Origin of the sequence: Ruegeria sp. HKCCA4008 (assembly GCF_013033125.1) — a bacterium.
Taxonomy (GTDB): Bacteria; Pseudomonadota; Alphaproteobacteria; order Rhodobacterales; family Rhodobacteraceae; genus Ruegeria.
The window spans coordinates 170,204-188,335 of record NZ_WQDM01000004.1 but is presented as its reverse complement, the minus strand read 5'-3'; the positions used below and the strand labels follow the sequence as shown (position 1 = coordinate 188,335).

17 protein-coding genes are annotated in these 18,132 nt (G+C 59.6%); all 17 read left to right on the top strand.

Annotated features, from left to right (window positions below; all coding sequences use genetic code 11):
* The first annotated feature begins 5 nt into the window (after positions 1–5).
* The 17 genes from GOW60_RS11390 to GOW60_RS11310 all read left to right on the top strand — a co-directional run bounded on the left by GOW60_RS11390 (position 6) and on the right by GOW60_RS11310 (position 18,048).
* The gene (locus tag GOW60_RS11390) at positions 6–1,490 is read left to right on the top strand and encodes an aldehyde dehydrogenase (protein ID WP_171229357.1); all 1,485 of its coding nucleotides are present in this window, start codon (positions 6–8) and stop codon (positions 1,488–1,490) included.
* A gap of 15 nt (positions 1,491–1,505) precedes the next feature.
* On the top strand, positions 1,506–2,801 hold the full coding sequence (locus GOW60_RS11385; RefSeq protein ID WP_171229356.1) for an aspartate aminotransferase family protein: 1,296 nt from the start codon (positions 1,506–1,508) through the stop codon (positions 2,799–2,801).
* Positions 2,798–3,739, top strand: coding sequence for a homoserine kinase (locus GOW60_RS11380; protein WP_171229355.1), 942 nt, complete (start codon positions 2,798–2,800; stop codon positions 3,737–3,739). Before GOW60_RS11385 ends, GOW60_RS11380 begins: the two co-directional genes overlap by 4 nt.
* Before the next feature lie 13 nt (positions 3,740–3,752).
* The gene (locus GOW60_RS11375) at positions 3,753–4,988 is read left to right on the top strand and encodes a Tm-1-like ATP-binding domain-containing protein (RefSeq protein ID WP_171229354.1); all 1,236 of its coding nucleotides are present in this window, start codon (positions 3,753–3,755) and stop codon (positions 4,986–4,988) included.
* Between the two features lie 436 nt (positions 4,989–5,424).
* Positions 5,425–6,225, top strand: a complete 801-nt coding sequence (locus GOW60_RS11370; RefSeq protein ID WP_171229353.1) for a transporter substrate-binding domain-containing protein — start codon at positions 5,425–5,427, stop codon at positions 6,223–6,225.
* A gap of 70 nt (positions 6,226–6,295) precedes the next feature.
* Positions 6,296–6,958 (top strand): amino acid ABC transporter permease, encoded by a 663-nt coding sequence (locus GOW60_RS11365; RefSeq protein ID WP_171229352.1) that lies wholly within the window; start codon positions 6,296–6,298, stop codon positions 6,956–6,958.
* Positions 6,959–6,969: 11 nt separating this feature from the next.
* Positions 6,970–7,632 carry an amino acid ABC transporter permease gene (locus tag GOW60_RS11360; RefSeq protein WP_152460596.1) on the top strand — a complete coding sequence of 221 codons (663 nt, stop codon included), beginning with the start codon at positions 6,970–6,972 and terminating at the stop codon, positions 7,630–7,632.
* A complete protein-coding gene (locus tag GOW60_RS11355) occupies positions 7,629–8,351 on the top strand; it encodes an amino acid ABC transporter ATP-binding protein (RefSeq protein ID WP_171229351.1) in 723 nt (240 codons plus the stop codon). Before GOW60_RS11360 ends, GOW60_RS11355 begins: the two co-directional genes overlap by 4 nt.
* A 39-nt stretch (positions 8,352–8,390) precedes the next feature.
* A complete protein-coding gene (locus tag GOW60_RS11350) occupies positions 8,391–9,350 on the top strand; it encodes a dihydrodipicolinate synthase family protein (protein WP_171229350.1) in 960 nt (319 codons plus the stop codon).
* Positions 9,341–10,273 carry a proline racemase family protein gene (locus tag GOW60_RS11345; RefSeq protein ID WP_171229349.1) on the top strand — a complete coding sequence of 311 codons (933 nt, stop codon included), beginning with the start codon at positions 9,341–9,343 and terminating at the stop codon, positions 10,271–10,273. The genes GOW60_RS11350 and GOW60_RS11345 overlap by 10 nt, the downstream gene beginning before the upstream one ends.
* Before the next feature lie 66 nt (positions 10,274–10,339).
* Positions 10,340–11,590 carry an FAD-binding oxidoreductase gene (locus GOW60_RS11340; protein ID WP_171229348.1) on the top strand — a complete coding sequence of 417 codons (1,251 nt, stop codon included), beginning with the start codon at positions 10,340–10,342 and terminating at the stop codon, positions 11,588–11,590.
* Positions 11,591–11,605: 15 nt separating this feature from the next.
* Positions 11,606–12,709, top strand: coding sequence for a cis-3-hydroxy-L-proline dehydratase (locus GOW60_RS11335; protein WP_171229347.1), 1,104 nt, complete (start codon positions 11,606–11,608; stop codon positions 12,707–12,709).
* Positions 12,710–12,716: 7 nt separating this feature from the next.
* Positions 12,717–13,742: a proline racemase family protein gene (locus GOW60_RS11330; RefSeq protein ID WP_171229346.1), complete on the top strand. Its 1,026-nt coding sequence runs from the start codon at positions 12,717–12,719 to the stop codon at positions 13,740–13,742.
* 190 nt (positions 13,743–13,932) lie between these two features.
* A complete protein-coding gene (locus GOW60_RS11325) occupies positions 13,933–14,613 on the top strand; it encodes a GntR family transcriptional regulator (protein WP_152460603.1) in 681 nt (226 codons plus the stop codon).
* 72 nt (positions 14,614–14,685) lie between these two features.
* Entirely contained in the window at positions 14,686–16,200 is a 1,515-nt protein-coding gene (locus GOW60_RS11320) for an aldehyde dehydrogenase (NADP(+)) (RefSeq protein ID WP_171229345.1), read from the top strand.
* 84 nt (positions 16,201–16,284) lie between these two features.
* Entirely contained in the window at positions 16,285–16,458 is a 174-nt protein-coding gene (locus GOW60_RS21430) for a malonyl-CoA decarboxylase domain-containing protein (RefSeq protein ID WP_171229344.1), read from the top strand.
* Between the two features lie 75 nt (positions 16,459–16,533).
* Entirely contained in the window at positions 16,534–18,048 is a 1,515-nt protein-coding gene (locus tag GOW60_RS11310) for a malonyl-CoA synthase (RefSeq protein ID WP_171229343.1), read from the top strand.
* Positions 18,049–18,132: the final 84 nt, after the last annotated feature.

The window sequence follows — 18,132 nt, the reverse complement described above, 5'->3', positions numbered from 1 at the left end:
CCCCCATGGACCAATCCTCGATTGATGCGCTGCGTGCGCAGGACATTGCTCCGCGCGGGCATTTCATAAACGGCCGCAGTCAGGATGGCGAAACCGGGGCCCGGCATCAGGTTCTGTCTCCGATCAACGGCCAACCTCTGGCGCTGATCGCCGAAGGCACACCGGCCGATGTCGACATGGCCGTGCGCGCGGCGCGCGGTGCTTTCGAGGATGGGCGATGGTCGCGCATGGCCCCTGCCGGCCGCAAGAAAGTGCTGCTGAAGCTGGCCGACCTTATCGAAGCCCGCGCGCTTGAACTGGCCGTGCTGGGCGTGCGCGACAACGGAACCGAGATCACCATGGCCTACAAGGCCGAGGCGCTCTCGGCGGCGGCCACTTTCCGGTATTATGCCGAGGCGATCGACAAGATCTACGGACAAATCGCCCCGACAAGCGGTGACGTTCTGGGTCTTGTGCATCACGCTCCGGTCGGGGTTGTCGGGGCCATCGTGCCCTGGAACTTTCCACTGATGATCGGCAGCTGGAAAATTGCACCGGCACTGGCCGCAGGCAATTCCGTCGTGCTGAAACCTGCCGAAAGCGCCTCACTCAGCCTGCTCAAGATTGCCGAGCTTGCCGCAGAAGCCGGAGTGCCCGATGGGGTGTTCAACGTCGTGACCGGACGTGGCTCGGTCGTGGGTGAGGCGCTGGCCCTGTCGATGGATGTCGACATCATGGTGTTTACCGGGTCGGGCACAACCGGGCGGCGGCTGCTAGAGTATTCGGCGCGGTCGAACCTGAAACGCTGCTATCTTGAACTGGGCGGCAAATCCCCGAACATCGTTTTTGCCGACGCCCCTGATCTGACCGAAGCGGCCAAGGTTTCCGCGGCGGGCATCTTCCGCAACTCTGGTCAGGTCTGCGTCGCCGGATCGCGCCTGTTGGTCCAGCAAGAGATCTACGAGGACTTCGTCGCCGAGATCAGCCGCCACGCCGAAGGCTTTCGCGTCGGCGACCCGCTGGATCTAAACAGCCAGATCGGTGCGGTCCACAGCCTTTCAGAGCTTCAGGCCAATCTGGATTTCGTCACCAAGGCCGAGGCCGAAGGCGCCGAGCGCCGAACCGGCGGAAACCGCATCCTGACCGAGACCGGAGGCTATTACATGGCGCCCACTGTGATGGCCAACGTGAAAGAGACCGATACACTGTTCCAGAATGAGGTCTTTGGCCCTGTTCTGGCCGTCACGCCCTTTGCCGACGAAGACGAAGCGCTGCGCCTTGCCAACGCCACCGTTTATGGGCTGGCCGGTGGTGTCTGGACCTCGAACCTCAGCCGTGCGCATCGCATGGTGGCTGGCATTCGCGCGGGCGTTGTGCATGTCAATACATATGGCGGTGCCGACCTGACCGTTCCGCTGGGCGGTGTTCGCCAATCCGGCAACGGGCACGACAAATCGCTGCACGCGATCGAAAAATACTTCGATCTGAAAACCGCCTGGATAAAACTCTGAGAAAAGGCCGCCCGCATGACCCTTTCAGCGAAATCCGCGGAACTCATTGAACGCAGGGCCCGTTTGCTGGGGCCCAATGTATCGACCTTCTATGACGAACCCGTTCATTTCGTGAAAGGCGAAGGCGTCTGGCTGTGGGATGCGGACGGGCGCAAGTATCTAGACTGCTACAACAACGTGCCTCATGTGGGGCATTGCAACCCGCGCGTGGTCGAGGCGATCTGTCGTCAGGCGCGCACGCTCAACACGCACACCCGGTATCTGCATGACGGGATTCTGGACTATGTTGAAAAACTGACCGGAACGATGGACGACTCCCTGGATACGGCCATCCTCACCTGTACCGGCTCCGAGGCAAATGACATTGCTCTGCGAATGGCCGAAGCGATGACCGGAAAACGAGGGATCATTGCCACCGACGCCACCTATCACGGCAATACCGCGCTGGTCAGCCAGTTGAGCAAATCGAACATCCCAACGGTCGGCTTCGGTCTGGGCCGGTATTTCCGCTTTGTCAGCGCACCCGACAGCTATCGCCATCCCGACCCGGATGGGTCAAAATTCGCCGATGCCGTGGCGGAACAGATTGCGGAACACGAAAAGGCCGGCACCGGTTTTGCCGCATTGATCCTCTGCCCATATTTTCTGAACGAGGGGTTTCCCGACAATCCGGACGGTTGGCTGGCACCCACGGCCAAGGTCGTCCGCCAGGCCGGGGGCCTGTTGATCTGCGACGAGGTGCAATCAGGCTTTGGCCGAACCGGCACCCACATGTGGGCGCATCAGAAGTTGGGCGTTGTGCCGGATGTCATGACCTTGGGCAAACCCATGGCCAACGGCCATCCGGTGGGCGGCGTGGTCACAGGTTCCGAGATCATTTCGGCATTCCGCAAAGGATATCGGTACTTCAACACATTTGGCGGAAACCCTGTTTCCTGTGCTGCCGCGATGGCGGTTTTGGACGAGATCGAAGACCAGAGCCTGGTCGCACATGCCAGATCCGTTGGTGATCACGCGCGAAAACGGCTGAACCTTTTGAAAGAAAAATATGACCTCATCGGAGACATACGCGGCTCGGGGCTGATATTCGGGGCTGAAATGGTCCTTGATCGCGACAGCAAGGAACCCGCCGGTGAATTCACTGACCGTATCATCAACACCATGCGCCAGCGCGGGATCATTCACTCCAAGCTTGGGCGTCACAAGAATACTCTGAAAATTCGCCCGCCCATGCCATTCTCTGTCGAAAACGCGGATCTTCTTTTCGACACGCTGGACGAGGTGTTGGCGGAAACGCCACGGGTCGCATGAAGCAGATCGTGGAACATGCGCTGTCCCTTTGGGGGCTGGCTGATGGCCGGGCGTCTCTCGTGGCGGCTCGGGAAAACCGCGTCTATCGCGTTCAGGCAGGCCAGACCGCCTATGCCCTGAGACTGCATCGCAAGGGCTTGCGAACGGATGCCGAACTCCGGTCAGAGCTACAGTGGATGGCCGTTCTGGGCAAAAACGGGGTCCGGGTTCCAACGCCCGTCGCGGCCTCAGATGGGCGCTATCTGCATCTGGTGGAGGGTATTCAGGTCGACATGCTCGACTGGCTGCCGGGCCGCCCTCTGGGTGCGACAGGACAGGCTTTGACGCATCAGGACCGGACAGGCGTCTTTTGCTCGATCGGCCGGGAAATGGCACGGCTGCACCACATCAGCGACCAATGGGCACCTCCTCAGGACTTCGAGCGTTGGTCATGGGATCGCAGCGGGCTGCTTGGAGACGTCCCTGTCTGGGGTCGTTTCTGGGAAAACCCAACGCTTGGAAAAACGGACCGGGCCCTGTTCCTGGCGTTCCGGGATATCGCAGATCGTGACCTTCGGCGCGTGGAAAATCAGTTGGATTACGGGCTGATCCACGCCGATCTTGTCCGCGAAAACGTCATGGTGGACGGTGACAAACTTTGTCTGATTGACTTCGACGATGCCGGGTTCGGTTTTCGCCTGTTTGATATCGCAACGACGATTCTCAAGAACCTGTACGAACCTGATTTCAACCGGCTGCGCGGTGCTTTGCTGGCGGGGTATCGATCTGAACGACCGATCTGTACCCGCCAACTCGACCTGTTCATGGCACTGCGCGCCGTAACCTATGTGGGATGGGTTGCATCCCGCCTGAACGAAGATGGATCGGGCATACGCAATGAGCGGTTCATTGAAACCGCGCGGGCGTTGATGTCTCAATACCTTCAACAGCACACCTAGACAGGAGGCACCAATGGCCGAAAAGACAATCCTGCTGATTGGTACGTACGATACCAAAGAGCCCGAAATGCGGTTTATCGAAAAGGCGGTCAGAGCGCAGGGCGCTGACGTGCTGACCATGGATGTATCGGTTCTGGGTGATCCGTCCGAACCGACGGATATCTCGAAACACGACGTTGCCGCTGCCGGTGGCATGACAATAGAACAGGTAATCGCGCAAGGAGACGAGAACAAAGCCTTTCGCGTGATGTCCGCAGGGGCCGCAAAAGTTGTTGCACAAGCCTATTCAGAAGGTCGATTTGACGGGATGCTGGCCACGGGCGGGACCATGGGCACAGACCTTGCGCTGGATTGTGCGCAGGCTTTGCCGATGGGCATTCCCAAATATATCGTGTCAACGGTCAGCTTCTCGCCTCTGATCCCTCCGCACCGGTTGGCGCCGGATGTTCAGATGATCCTTTGGGCCGGCGGCCTGTATGGCATGAATTCGATCTGCAAATCGTCGCTCAGCCAAGCTGCCGGGGCCGTCGTGGGCGCAGCCAGGGCGGCGACCGCCCCTGATCGCAGCAAACCTCTGATCGGGATGACCAGCCTTGGTTCGTCCTGCCTGCGCTACATGAAAATTCTGAAACCGGCACTGGAAGACCGCGGCTTTGAAGTGGCCGTGTTCCACTCTACCGGCATGGGCGGCATGGCCTATGAAAAACTGGCGGGCGAAGGCGCGTTTGCCTGCGTGATGGACTTCTGCATGCAGGAATTTGGCAACCTGATGGCGGGCTCTGTCGTGTCCAGCGGCGATGACCGGGTCACCAATGCCGGGCGCGTTGGAACGCCCCAGATGGTGGCACCCGGTGCGCTGGATCTATTGGATTTTGCGGGCTGGCAGGACATCCCCGAACAATATGCCGATCGCCCGTTCCACGAACACAATCGCCTGATCAAAAGCTCGGTCTTCAACGGCGCCGAACGGCGCGCCTGGATTCGGGAACTCGCCAACCGGCTGGAAGCCGCAACCGGGCCGGTGCATTTCTTTTTGCCCGTTCAGGGTGTCGAGGCCTGGGACAGGGAAGGCGAAGAGGCGCATGATCCAGAGGCTCTGGCCGAAATGGTGGACGAGGCGCGCAAGGTCATGCCCGGCCGGGTGCCGATGACCGAGCTGGATGTTCACATCAACGACGCGGCTTTCTGTCAAGCTGTTCTGTCGCGATTTGACACGTGGGTGGAAACCGGCGTCATCAGAACAGACTGAACGCCATTGGCAGCCTCGGGAACCAGGAAAAACACCCTGCGCGTTGTCTGACAGCGAATGGGGGCACCTGTCCGGGTTGTGCAGGTCGGTTCCGTGAACTTCGGGCACCCAGTCTTCAGGCGGACGGTTCCAGAACGTATTGGGGTTGTCTTCGTCCATCCCAGTCCGGTGCGGGCTGCGCCACGCGGACCGGATCAAAATGACCGGTTCTTCATGAGGATGTTACGCAAAAAGCGTCTCCACAGTGTTTTGAACGATTGGATGATCGGCTTGCCCCCACCCCCAAGTCGATCAATCAGCCAAGGGCGTTTCTTGAACAATTGATCCATCCCGTAGCCGGGTATGGGCCCGTGTCGGTTGCCGGTAAAAATTTTTTATGGATGTTGGATCCAATATCCTTTATTCGTGATCGCATCTTTGATTCAGGGAGGATCACATGCTCAAGAAACTCGTCGCTTTGGCGGCCTTCACCACTTTCACAACAGGTCCTGCGATGGCGGACACGCTCGACGATGTCGTGGATCGCGGGACTCTTCGCTGCGGCGTTGTTCTGGACTTTCCGCCGATCGGGTATCGCGACGCCAACAACGAACCGGCGGGTTTTGACGTGGATTACTGCAATGATCTGGCCGCAGCGCTTGAAGTCGAGGCGGAAATCCTGCCTTTGACCTGGGCCGAACGCCTGCCGGTCATCGTGACCGGGCGCGCCGACGTCGTGTTCGGCGCAACCTCGGACAGCCTTGAACGGGCGCGGACCGTGGGCTTCAGCATTCCCTATGCAATCTACTATGCGCAGGGCGTCGTGAACGCGGACAGCGGGATCGAAACCTTCGAAGACATCCGTGGCAAACGCGTCGCCGCCGCGATTGGCACCGTGCCAGAACAGGAATGGCTGAAGATTGCCGCCGAATGGGGTGAGGAAGGCAATTATCAGGGCTATCAGTCGGAAAACGAGGTGTTTCTGGCGGTCGCGCAGGGCAAAGCCGATATCGGCATCACCACCAACACCGCCGTTCTGCCGATCACCCAGCAGTATGAAACGGTGCTGGCCGGCCCCCGTATGCCCTGGACAACCGACTACACTTCGGTGGTGGGCAAACGACAGGACGTCACCTGGCTGAATTTCCTGAACCTGTTTGTCACGCATCAGGTGCGCTCGGGCCGGTACCAGGACCTGTGGGGCAAATATGTCGGAGGCGAAGCACCCGAGCTGCGCATCCCCGGCGTGATGTACTGATTTCACCCCCCAAATGCTCTTTCGTCGGGTTTCGGCCCGGCGAAAGAGCCGGTCAATTCGGAAAAAACCTGTGTTCGATTACAACTTCCACTGGCGGCCGGTCATGAAAAACCTGCCGGACTTGCTTGAGGCATCGCTGCTGACCTTGCAAGTCGCGGTTCTGGCGATGATCCTGGGCATCCTCATCGGCCTGTGTCTTGCGCTGACGCGGCTGCACCTGAAGGGGCCGCTGTACTGGTTCGCCTCGGCCTGGGTTGAACTGGCCCGAAACACACCCGCCCTGTTTCAGCTGTTCTTTTTCGGCTTCGGGCTTGGCGCATTCGGCCTGCACCTGTCGCCATACTTCATCGTGCTGGCGGGTTTGACCTTCAATTGCGCCGGCTATCTGGCCGAAAACTTTCGCGGCGGTTTCCAGGCCGTCCCCGAGACGCAGTTGCGGGCCTCTCGTTCCCTGGGCATGACCGCGTGGCAGGCTTACACACGCGTGGTGATCCCGCAGGTGTTTCGCATCGTCTATCACCCGATCACCAATCAGATGGTCTGGGCCGTGCTCATGTCCTCGCTGGGCATGCTGGTCGGTTTCCGCGAGCTGTCAGGCGAGACGCAGTTCTTTGCCTCGCGCACCTTCCGCATCTTTGAATATTTCGCCGTCACTGCGGTCATCTACTACGTGATCGTCAAAATCATTCTCGGAGCCTCACGCCTGCTGGCGACCCGGCTCTTTCGCTACTGAAGGACGCTCGGATGGAACCCACTGTCAGCTTTTTCAGCGGCTTCACCATCAATGATCTGTGGTTTCTGGGCGAAGCGGCCCTGCGGACACTCTGGATTTCGGTTCTGTCGATATCCATCGGAACGCTTCTTGGCGTGGTATGCGGGTGGATCCTGTACGAGGGCAAGCTGGCCGCAGCCCTTACAGTGGCCCCGTTTCTGGATGTTTTCCGTTCCGTTCCGCTGATCATCCAACTGGTGCTGTTCTACAACTTTGCGCCCATTGTCGGGCTCAATCTGGACCCGTTCGCCTCGGGCGTGGTGATCCTGTCGATCTACACGGCCGCCTTGGTTGCGAATGTCGCACGCGGCGGGATCGAGGCCGTCGGTGCGCCGATGCGCCGTGCCGCGCGCAGTCTGGGCATGACCTATTGGCAGGATCTGCGCTATGTCGTCTTCCCGATTGGCGGGCGCGCGGTGTTCCCGGCCTGGGTCGGTGTCGCATTGGGAGTGATGAAGGACAGCGCGTTGGTTTCGGTGCTGGGCTATGTCGAACTGCTCAAGGCCAGTCAGATCCTGATCACCCGGACGCAGGAACCTTTCCTGATCCTGACAATCGCGGGCGCGTTCTATTTCGCGCTCAGCTATCCGATTTCGCGCTATTCCGCGTCTCTTGAAAAAAGGTGGGCCCAATGATCGAAATTCGCGACCTGCACAAGTATTTCGGCGCGCTGCATGTGCTGAAAGGCATCGATCTGAATGTGCAGAAAGGAGAGGTCCTGTCGGTGATCGGCGCATCGGGCTCCGGCAAATCGACCCTGCTGTATTGCATCAACGGGCTGGAACCGATCCAGCAAGGCTCGGTCATAGTGGATGGCACGGATGTTCATGCCAAAGGCACCGACATCAACAAGCTGCGCACAAAGCTGGGAATGGTGTTTCAGCAATGGAACAGCTTTCCCCACCTGACGGCATTGGAAAACGTCGCGCTGGCCCCCAAGATCGTCAAGGGACTGTCAAAATCAGAAGCCCGCGATATCGCCGCCCGCCAACTGACCCATGTTGGCCTGGGCGAAAAGCTGGGCGTCTACCCATCCGCCCTTTCGGGTGGCCAGCAACAGCGTCTGGCCATCGCCCGCGCGCTGGCGATGGAGCCGGAATACATGCTGTTTGATGAGGCGACGTCAGCGTTGGATCCTGAACTGGTGGGCGAGGTTCTCGACACGATGCGCCTTTTGGCCGAAGAAGGGATGACCATGATCTGTGTCACGCACGAGATGGGTTTCGCACGCGATGTGTCGGACCGGGTTGCTTTCTTCCATCAGGGCGTGATGGAAGAGATCGGTCCGCCCGGGCAGATATTCGGTGATGCGCAATCCGAACACACCCGTAAATTCCTGGCCAACGTGCGCTGAGTGCACTGGCCCCCTGAAACAACGAGGAAGATCACCTTCATGTCCAAGAATATCTTTACCGGCACCATGCCAGCCCTGATGACCCCGTGCAAAGCCGACCGGATCCCGGATTTCGATGCCCTGGTGAAAAAGGGCAAGGAAATGATCGAGGCCGGCATGTCGGCCGTGGTGTATTGCGGCTCGATGGGCGACTGGCCGTTGCTGTCGGATGCCGAACGCATGCAAGGTGTCGAACGCCTGATCGACGCCGGCCTTCCTGTCGTCGTCGGCACCGGTGCGATAAACTCGAAATCTGCCGTGGCGCTAGCTGCACATGCGCAAAAGGTCGGCGCGGCAGGGCTTATGGTCATCCCACGTGTGCTGTCGCGCGGATCGTCCATCCCGGCACAGCGCAACCACTTCAAGGCAATACTGTCAGCCGCGCCGGATATCCCGGCCATCATTTACAACAGCCCCGTTTACGGCTTCGCCACCCGCGCCGATTTGTTCCTGGAATTGCGTGCAGATCATCCGAACCTTGTCGGGTTCAAGGAATTCGGAGGCAAAGGCGACCTGCGCTACGCCGCGGAACACATCACCTCGAAGGATGATCAGGTCACGCTGATGGTGGGCGTGGACACCGAGGTTTATCATGGCTTCGTCAACTGCGGCGCCACGGGTTCGATTACCGGTATCGGCACTGCCCTGCCCAAAGAGGCACTGCTGCTGGCCGCCCTGTGCCAGAAGGCGGCGGCGGGCCATGCCGAAGCGCGCCTGCGCGCGCGCGAGCTTGAAGAAGCCTTTGGCGTGCTGGCCAGCTTTGACGAAGGCACCGATCTGGTGCTGTACTACAAGCACCTGCTGGTCCTGAACGGTGAAGAGGAATACCGCTTGCACTTCAACGAAACCGACGAGCTGACGGATGCCCAGCGCAATTATTGCGAACAGCAATACAAACTGTTCCGCACCTGGTTTGCCGACTGGTCCAGCCAGGGCGGGGTCATCGCTGAATGCATGTGATCGACAGCCACACCGGAGGCATGCCCACGCGGGTCATCCTGAACGGCGGCCCCGATCTGGGGTCGGGCCCGCTGGTCGAGCGCGCGCAACGCCTGGCCACCGAGCACAAGGAATTCTACAAATCGGTCCTTCTGGAACCACGCGGTCAACCCGGCATGGTCGGGGCGCTTCTGGTGGCCCCGGAAACGTCTGGCTGCGAAACCGGCGTGATCTATTTCGATGCCGACGCCGTTCTGGGCATGTGCGGTCATGGCACCATCGGCCTTGGGGTTACCCTGGCCCATCTGGGCCAGATCGGTCCGGGGACGCACAGGGTCGAAACGCCGGCCGGCGTCATCTCGGTTGACCTGTTGGACGCCAATACGGTGCGCGTCACCAATATCGAAAGCCGCCGGGTCAAGGCTTCGGTGTCGGTTGACGTCGAAGGCCATGGAAAAGTGACCGGCGATCTGGCCTATGGTGGCAACTGGTTCTTCATTGTCGATCCCAGCCCGATGGACGTGACGCCCGGCAACATCCGTGCCCTCACCGATCTGACCATTGCAATTCGCAAAGCCTGCATCGACCAGAACGTGCGTGGCGAAAACGGGGAACCGGTGGACCACGTGATCTTGCAGGACAAATCCCCGGACAAAGACGTTCACAGCAGGAATTTCGTCCTGTGCCCGGACGATCAATATGACCGATCCCCGTGCGGGACCGGCAGTTCGGCGCGTCTGGCCTGTCTGGCCGCGGATGGGGTTCTGGATCCGGGGCAAGAGATCCTGCAGGAAAGCGTGATCGGCAGCTCTTACCGGCTGAGCTTTCAGCCTGGTCCCAATGGCGGCGTCATTCCAACCCTGACCGGGCAGGCGCATATCATGGCCGAAGGCAGATTGATTTTCGCGCAAAACGATCCGTTCCGCGGTGGGATCCTTCTTTGACAAAATTATCGGGGACTGGCGCAATCCGGCCCCCGGAACCGAGCCACAGTTTGAGAAAATCTGGCCATGCTGCAAGACAACCCGACGGATATCGTTGTGATCGGTGCCGGTATCATCGGCATCAGCACCGCACTTGAATTGCAAAAACGCGGCCGGCGCGTGCTGGTGCTGGATCGCGAAGGCGTAGGAGCCGGTGCCTCGAAGGGCAACGCCGGAGCCTTTGCCTTTACCGACATCGTGCCATTGGCCACCCCCGGGATAATGCGCAAGGCTCCGAAATGGCTGTTTGACCCGCTGGGTCCACTTTCAATTCCTCCTTCTTACGCTTTGAACATCGCGCCGTGGATGCTGCGGTTCTGGCGGGCCAGTTGGCAGGATCGCTATGCTGCGGCCTTGTCTGCACAGGCTGCTTTGATGGATCACAGCCGCGCGGCGCTGGAACGCCAGATCGCGGATGTCGACGGCGAAGCGCTGATGCAACGCGACGGCCAGTTGCAGGTGTTCGAGGGTGAAGCAGAATTCCGCGCCAGTCTGCCCACATGGGACAGGCGCAAGGATCACGGCATCCCCTTTGATCTGCTGGACAGCCCCGACGCGATTGCGGAAATCCAGCCCGGGCTTGACCGACGATTTACCCATGCGGGTTTTACACCCACCTGGATGAACACGGTCGATCCGGCCAGCTGGACAAGACATTTGGCCACCCGGTTCACCGCCCGTGGCGGTCAGGTCGAAATCGCGACAATCAGCGCGCTCACACCCATGGATGCGGGCGTTCGCCTGACGACTTCGATCGGTGAAATTGATGCAAGACAGGTGATCCTGGCTGCCGGGGCGTGGTCTCATCACCTGGCGAAAACTCTGGGCGATCGCATCCCTCTGGAAACCGAGCGCGGGTACAACACGACCCTGCCCGAAGGGGCCTTTGACCTGCGCACCCATCTGACATTCGGGGGACATGGGTTCGTGGTGACTCGGATCAACGGCGGTGTGCGCATCGGTGGCGCGGTCGAGTTGGGCGGGCTGGAACTGCCACCCAATTACAAACGCGCCGACACGTTGCTGGCAAAGGCCGGGCGCTTCATGCCTGGCCTGAATTTGGAAGGCGGCACGCAATGGATGGGCTTACGGCCGTCGCTTCCCGACAGTTTGCCGGTGATCGACCGCTCGGCCCGTGCACCACAGGTGTTTTACGCCTTCGGACATGGCCATCTGGGTTTGACGCAATCCGCAGGCACGGCGGAACTGGTCGCGGATCTGGTCACGGACACCAAGCCCGCGCTCGACATGAAGCCTTACGCATCCACACGCTTCTGATCAGGAGAACACCTCATGAAAATCACTGCACTGAACGTATATCAGGTGGATCTGCCGCTGAAGGAAGGCCGCTACAACTGGTCCAATGGCAACTATGTCGAAGTCTTCGACAGCACCGTTCTCGAGATCATCACGGATGAAGGTCTCAAGGGGTATGCCGAATGCTGCCCGCTGGGATCGGCTTATCTTCCGTCCTTTGCACTGGGCGTCAGGGCCGGGCTGGCGGAATTGTCGCCACATCTGATCGGGCAGGATCCGCTGAATATCGGCCAGATCAATCGCACCATGGATGCAGCCCTGCGTGGCCACCCCTATGCCAAGGCGCCCGTTGATATCGCCTGCTGGGATCTACTGGGCAAGGCGACCGGGCAACCCCTCTACACCCTGTTGGGCGGTGCCGCGCAACAGGACGTGGTGCTGTATCGCGCGATCAGCCAGGAAGCACCGGATATCATGGCGCAAAAGATCCAAGGTTATGCGGCCGAAGGCTATACGAAGTTTCAACTGAAAGTGGGCGGCGACGCCAATGACGACATCGACCGCATTCACGCCACCCGCGCGGTTCTGAAAAAAACCGACCTGCTGGTGGCGGATGCCAACACGGGCTGGACCCGGCACGAGGCCGCGCGTGTCTTAGGCGCCATCGCGGGTATGGATGTCTATGTGGAACAACCCTGTTTGACCTATGAGGAATGCGTGTCGATCCGCCGGCGCACCGCGCTGCCCTTCGTTATGGATGAGGTCATCGACACGCCCAACACATTGGTCCGCGGCATTGCCGACGACGCCATGGACGTGATCAACCTGAAAATCTCAAAGGTAGGAGGTTTGAGCAAAGCAAGGTTGATGCGCGATCTGTGCGTCGCACATGGTATCCCGATGACCATCGAAGACACCTGGGGGGGCGATATCACCACCGCCGCCATCGCTCATCTGGCGCGGTCGACACCGTCCGAGTTCACGTTCTCGGCCACCGACTTCAATTCCTATGGTACCGTGGACATCGCCGAAGGTGCGCCAAAGCGTGTCAATGGCCGGATGACCGCAGCAGATCGTCCCGGTCTGGGCGTGACTCCGATCTTCGACGCGCTGGGTGCCCCCTTCGCGCAATATAGCTGAGGTAAACATGCGCAGCAGCAAAACCGTACATGTGATCTCGGCCCATGCCGAAGGTGAGGTTGGGGATGTCATCGTCGGGGGTGTCGCCCCACCGCCGGGCGACACTCTGTGGGATCAGCGAAGCTTCATTGCGCGCGACCAGACCCTGCGCAACTTTGTTCTGAACGAACCACGCGGCGGTGTGTTCCGGCATGTCAACCTTCTGGTTCCGCCAAAACACCCCGAGGCGGACGCCGCCTGGATCATCATGGAACCCGAAGACACGCCGCCCATGTCGGGGTCCAACTCGATCTGTGTCTCAACCGTGTTGCTGGATGGCGGGATCATTCCAATGCTCGAGCCGGAAACCCATATGGTGCTCGAGGCACCGGGCGGGCTGGTCCGGGTACGTGCGGAATGCCGCGATGGCAAGGCACAACGCATCTTTGTCCAGAACCTGCCCAGTTTCGCCGACAAGCTGTCCGTCCCGCTTGAGGTATCCGGACTGGGCACGATCACGGTAGACACCGCTTATGGCGGCGACAGTTTCGTGGTCGTCGATGCGCAGGCGCTTGGGTTCGCAATCGTCGACCACGAGGCCCGCGACATTGCCCGGCTGGGGGTTAAGATCACAAACGCCGCCAATGAGCAGCTTGGATTCTCGCATCCCGAGAACCCGGACTGGGATCATATATCGTTCTGCGCCTTTTGCGGCCCGTTGAATGAAACGGAAACCGGCCTGAGCGGCAAGTCCGCCGTGGCGATCCAGCCGGGTAAGGTCGACCGTTCGCCGACGGGCACCGCTGTATCCGCGCGCATGGCGCTGATGGCGGCCAAGGGGGTGATGAAACCCGGCCAGACCTTCGAGGCTGTCTCGATCATCGGATCGCGATTCACCGGGCGGATCATTGACACTGCGCAGGTCGGTGGCCGCGCGGCGATCGTTCCTGAAATCAGCGGTCGCGGTTGGATCACCGGAATTCATCAGCACATGTTGGACCCTGACGATCCATGGCCCGGTGGATATCGCCTGTCTGACACCTGGGGCGTTTGACGTCAGCAGGCACGGTTTTCGAAAACGGAAAAGTCTGAAGATACGCGGCCTCGTTGCGGTTTCATCATCAGATTCAGGTCTTTTTTCAAATCTCGGGCAGGGGTTGAACATGGGTCGAAATCCAAGTTCGGCTTGGAAAAGTCCGTGATTGCAGGTAATTGTATCCAAAAACCGTGGCAGGATATTGGAAATGGCAGGAAAACGCGCGATCACGAAACAAAGCCTACCGGACGTCATCGCAAATGATCTGCGTGAACGTATCCTCAGCGGCGAACTCGCCGAGGGTGAGACGATCCGGCAGGAAGCACTGGCCGAGGAATATGATGTCTCTCGCATGCCGATCCGCGAGGCGCTGAAGCGCCTGAATGCCGAAGGTCTGGTGCAATGGGCCAACAATCGCGGCGGCTCGGTGACCAAGCATTCCCTCGACGAAATCGGTGAAATTTTCGATCTTCGCATCCTGATCGAAGTCGATCTGTTCCGCCGGGCCATCCCGAATATGGGCCCAGGGGAATTTGCGCGTTGCGACGAAATCCTCAAGCAGATGGAAGCGTCGTATGATGAAAATGACGTCGGCAAGTGGGGGATATTGAACTATCAGTATCACTCGGCGCTTTATGCGGCGTCACAGCGGAAGCTGACCAACGAATTGCTGGACCGCGTCAACCTGCAATCGGATCGCTATGTCAGGATGCATCTGAGCGTGATGAAACAGCGCGAACCCGCAAAAAAGGAGCATCGTGATTTGTTGCGGCTGGCCCGGGAAGGCAATGTGGACAAAGCCTGCGAGGTCTTGGCCCAGCATATTCGCCGGACCAAGGAACAGCTTCTGGAAATGATCGCCTCGAAGCGCGGGACAGACGAACCCTAGGGCGGTCTTGCATGTCCTGCCATTTTGGATACATTATCCATTAATCTGGATATCCCGAAATACGAGGCCCAAATGACCTTTACCCCGCACGGCAAGCATCTGATCGCCGGCAACTGGCTTGCTGGTGACGATTTCTTTGCATCACAACCCGCACATGGGCCATCGCATGACTTTTCGAAAGGTCGCATTTCAGACGTCGACGCCGCTGCGCAGGCCGCGGAAGAGGCGTTTTGGAGTTATGGCTATTCCACTCGGGAAGAACGCGCCGCCTTTCTGAACGCCATTGCCGACGAGATCGAAGCGCGCGCCGATGCAATCACCGAGATTGGCACTCAGGAAACCGGCCTGCCCGAGGTTCGGCTGCAAGGTGAGCGGGGCCGCACGTCGGGGCAGCTGAGGCTGTTCGCAACGCATATCCTCAGCGGCGATTATCTGGACCGGCGCCACGACAGCGCGCTGCCGGACCGTTCCCCCCTGCCCCGGCCCGATCTGAAAATGATCCAGCGCCCGATCGGCCCGGTCGCGGTGTTCGGCGCATCAAATTTCCCGCTGGCATTTTCCACCGCCGGGGGGGACACCGCCGCCGCACTGGCCGCCGGCTGCCCGGTTGTCGTCAAAGGTCACGACGCCCATCCGGGCACCGGCGAGATCATCGCCGAAGCCATCCTTGCGGCCATCCGCCGTTGCAACATTCATCCCGGCGTTTTCAGCCTGATCCAGGACGGCGGACCGGCTGTGGGTTCAGCCTTGGTGCAGCACCCTCTGATCAAGGCGGTCGGATTCACCGGATCGCTTGCGGGCGGTCGCGCCCTGTTCGACCTGTGCGCCGCGCGCCCCGAACCGATTCCGTTTTTTGGTGAGCTTGGATCGGTCAATCCCATGTTCATTTTGGATGCGGCACTGGCAAACCGGGGTGAAGATATCGCCAAAGGCTGGGCCGGCTCGCTGACGATGGGCGCTGGTCAGTTCTGCACCAACCCGGGCGTCGTCGTGATGCCAGCAGGTGAAGCAACGGACCGTTTCGCCGAGATCGCGCAGGCCGCATTGACCGAAGTTCCGGTGCAGACCATGCTGACCGACGGCATCGCCAAAGCCTATCGCAACGGTCAGGCCCGTGTTGCTGAAACCGCTGGCGTTCACGAGGTTCTGGCTTCGACATGCGATCAGCGCAATGCGACCCCTTTCCTTTACCGAACAAGCGCCGCAACCTGGCTGGCCAACACATCCCTCGCGGAAGAGGTATTCGGCCCGCTGGGCATCATCGTGACTGCCGAGACACCCGACGAAATGCACGACGTCGCACGCGGATTGCACGGGCAGCTGACCTGCACCCTGCATATGGACGAGGCCGACATGGGCATGGCGCGGTCCCTGCTGCCGATCCTTGAACGCAAAGCCGGGCGCGTGTTGGCCAATGGCTTCCCTACGGGGGTCGAGGTATGTGACAGCATGGTCCATGGCGGCCCCTACCCGGCTTCGACCAATTTCGGTGCCACATCCGTGGGTACATTGTCGATCCGACGTTTCTTGCGTCCTGTCTGCTATCAGAATCTGCCGGATGCATTGCTGCCGGAACACTTCTCATAGGGAAATCAGTCGACACCCGCCGATACTCTGAAAGCACGACGCGCAGCAGGGTGTCGGCGGCTGCAACTGCGCAATGTCAGGGGAATGAGGCACACGCCCCTGGATCCAATTGCACAGTTTCATTTGGGTAACAGTGCTTTTGTTCATTCGGTTCAGGCCAACGCAATCCCGGCCCGATCCGTTGGCACTTTGGTGAACTACCTGTATGAAATGACCCGTGTTGCCCAGTACCAAAAACCAATTCGCCACGACCCATGAGATGATCGCCTCATTCGAGATCAATTTCCTCGCTGCATCCACCTCTCTTTTCATATCTCAAGAAAGGTAAACCTGATGGCTAACCCTCTGTATGACGGCCTGTTCGGCATCCACGCCGGCAAAGGCACACCTTTTTTGCAGCTGCTGGACGGGACAACGATCTCTCACCAGGATTTCCTGGGCAAAGCGGCGCAGATTGCGCATGTGGCGACGCATCTGGGCCTGAACCCAGGTGACCGCGTTGCGGCGCAGGTTGAAAAAACCCCCGAGGCGCTGGCGCTTTATGCTGCCTGCGCCCAGGCCGGTCTGGTGTTCCTGCCGCTGAATACCGCCTACACGGTCGATGAATTGACCTATTTCATCGAAAACAGCGGAGCCTCGCTGATTATCTGCGACACCGAAAGAGAAGGAAAACTCACCCCTGTCGGCGCGCAGCTGGGCGCCCGGGTAGAGACGCTGAACGCGGATGGCACCGGGTCTCTGACAGATTTGGCCGCGACCATGCCTACACGTTTCGAAACCGTCGCCCGCGGTGGCGAAGATCTGGCAGCGTTCCTTTACACGTCGGGAACCACAGGCCGGTCCAAGGGCGCCATGCTGACCCAGAACAATCTGCTGTCGAACGCACGGACACTGGTCAAGGAATGGCGCTTCACCTCGCAGGATGTGCTGCTGCATGCCCTGCCGATCTTTCACACGCACGGGCTGTTCGTCGCGACCAATATCATGCTGGCCGCAGGTGGATGCATGATCTGGCTGCCCAAATTCGATCTGGACCAGATCATCGACAAATTGCCCTGTGCCACGTCGATGATGGGCGTCCCAACCTTCTATACGCGCCTGTTGGACGACCCGCGTTTTACCAGGGAACTGGCCACCCATATGCGCCTGTTCGTTTCCGGATCGGCACCGCTGCGGGCGGAAACCCATGTGCAGTTCGAAGAACGAACGGGGCATCGCATCCTTGAACGCTATGGCATGACTGAAACCAACATGAACACGTCAAACCCATATGACGGCGAGCGGCGCGCCGGAACGGTCGGGCACCCGCTGCCCGGGGTCGAACTGAAGATCTGTGATTCAGACGGCAATACCCTGCCTGCGGGCGAGATCGGCATAATTGAAGTGCGCGGGCCCAACGTCTTCAAAGGGTATTGGCAGATGCCTGAAAAAACCGCTGCCGAACTGCGCGACAACGGCTTTTTTATCACCGGTGATCTGGGCCGCATCGACGAGGATGGGTTCGTCCATATCGTTGGTCGCAACAAGGATCTGATCATTTCGGGCGGCTACAACATCTACCCAAAAGAAATCGAGATGGTTCTCGATAATCAACCCGGTGTTCTGGAAAGCGCTGTGTTCGGCGTGCCTCATCCCGATTTCGGTGAAACGGTTGTTGGTGTCATTGTGGCAGAGCCCGGCCAGACCCCTGATCCGGAAGCGATAACGGGCGCGGTCCGCGAAGGTCTGGCCCGGTTCAAGCATCCGCGCAAGCTTATCGTTCTGGATGAACTGCCCCGCAACACGATGGGCAAGGTTCAAAAGAACATTCTGCGTGACCGATACAAAGATCTCTTCATGACTGTGTGAGCGAGTCTCGGGAAAGCGGGATCAGCGGATGCAGCCCCCTGAAAAGAAAATCAGGCGAGGATGTCCCCGCCTGATTTATTACAT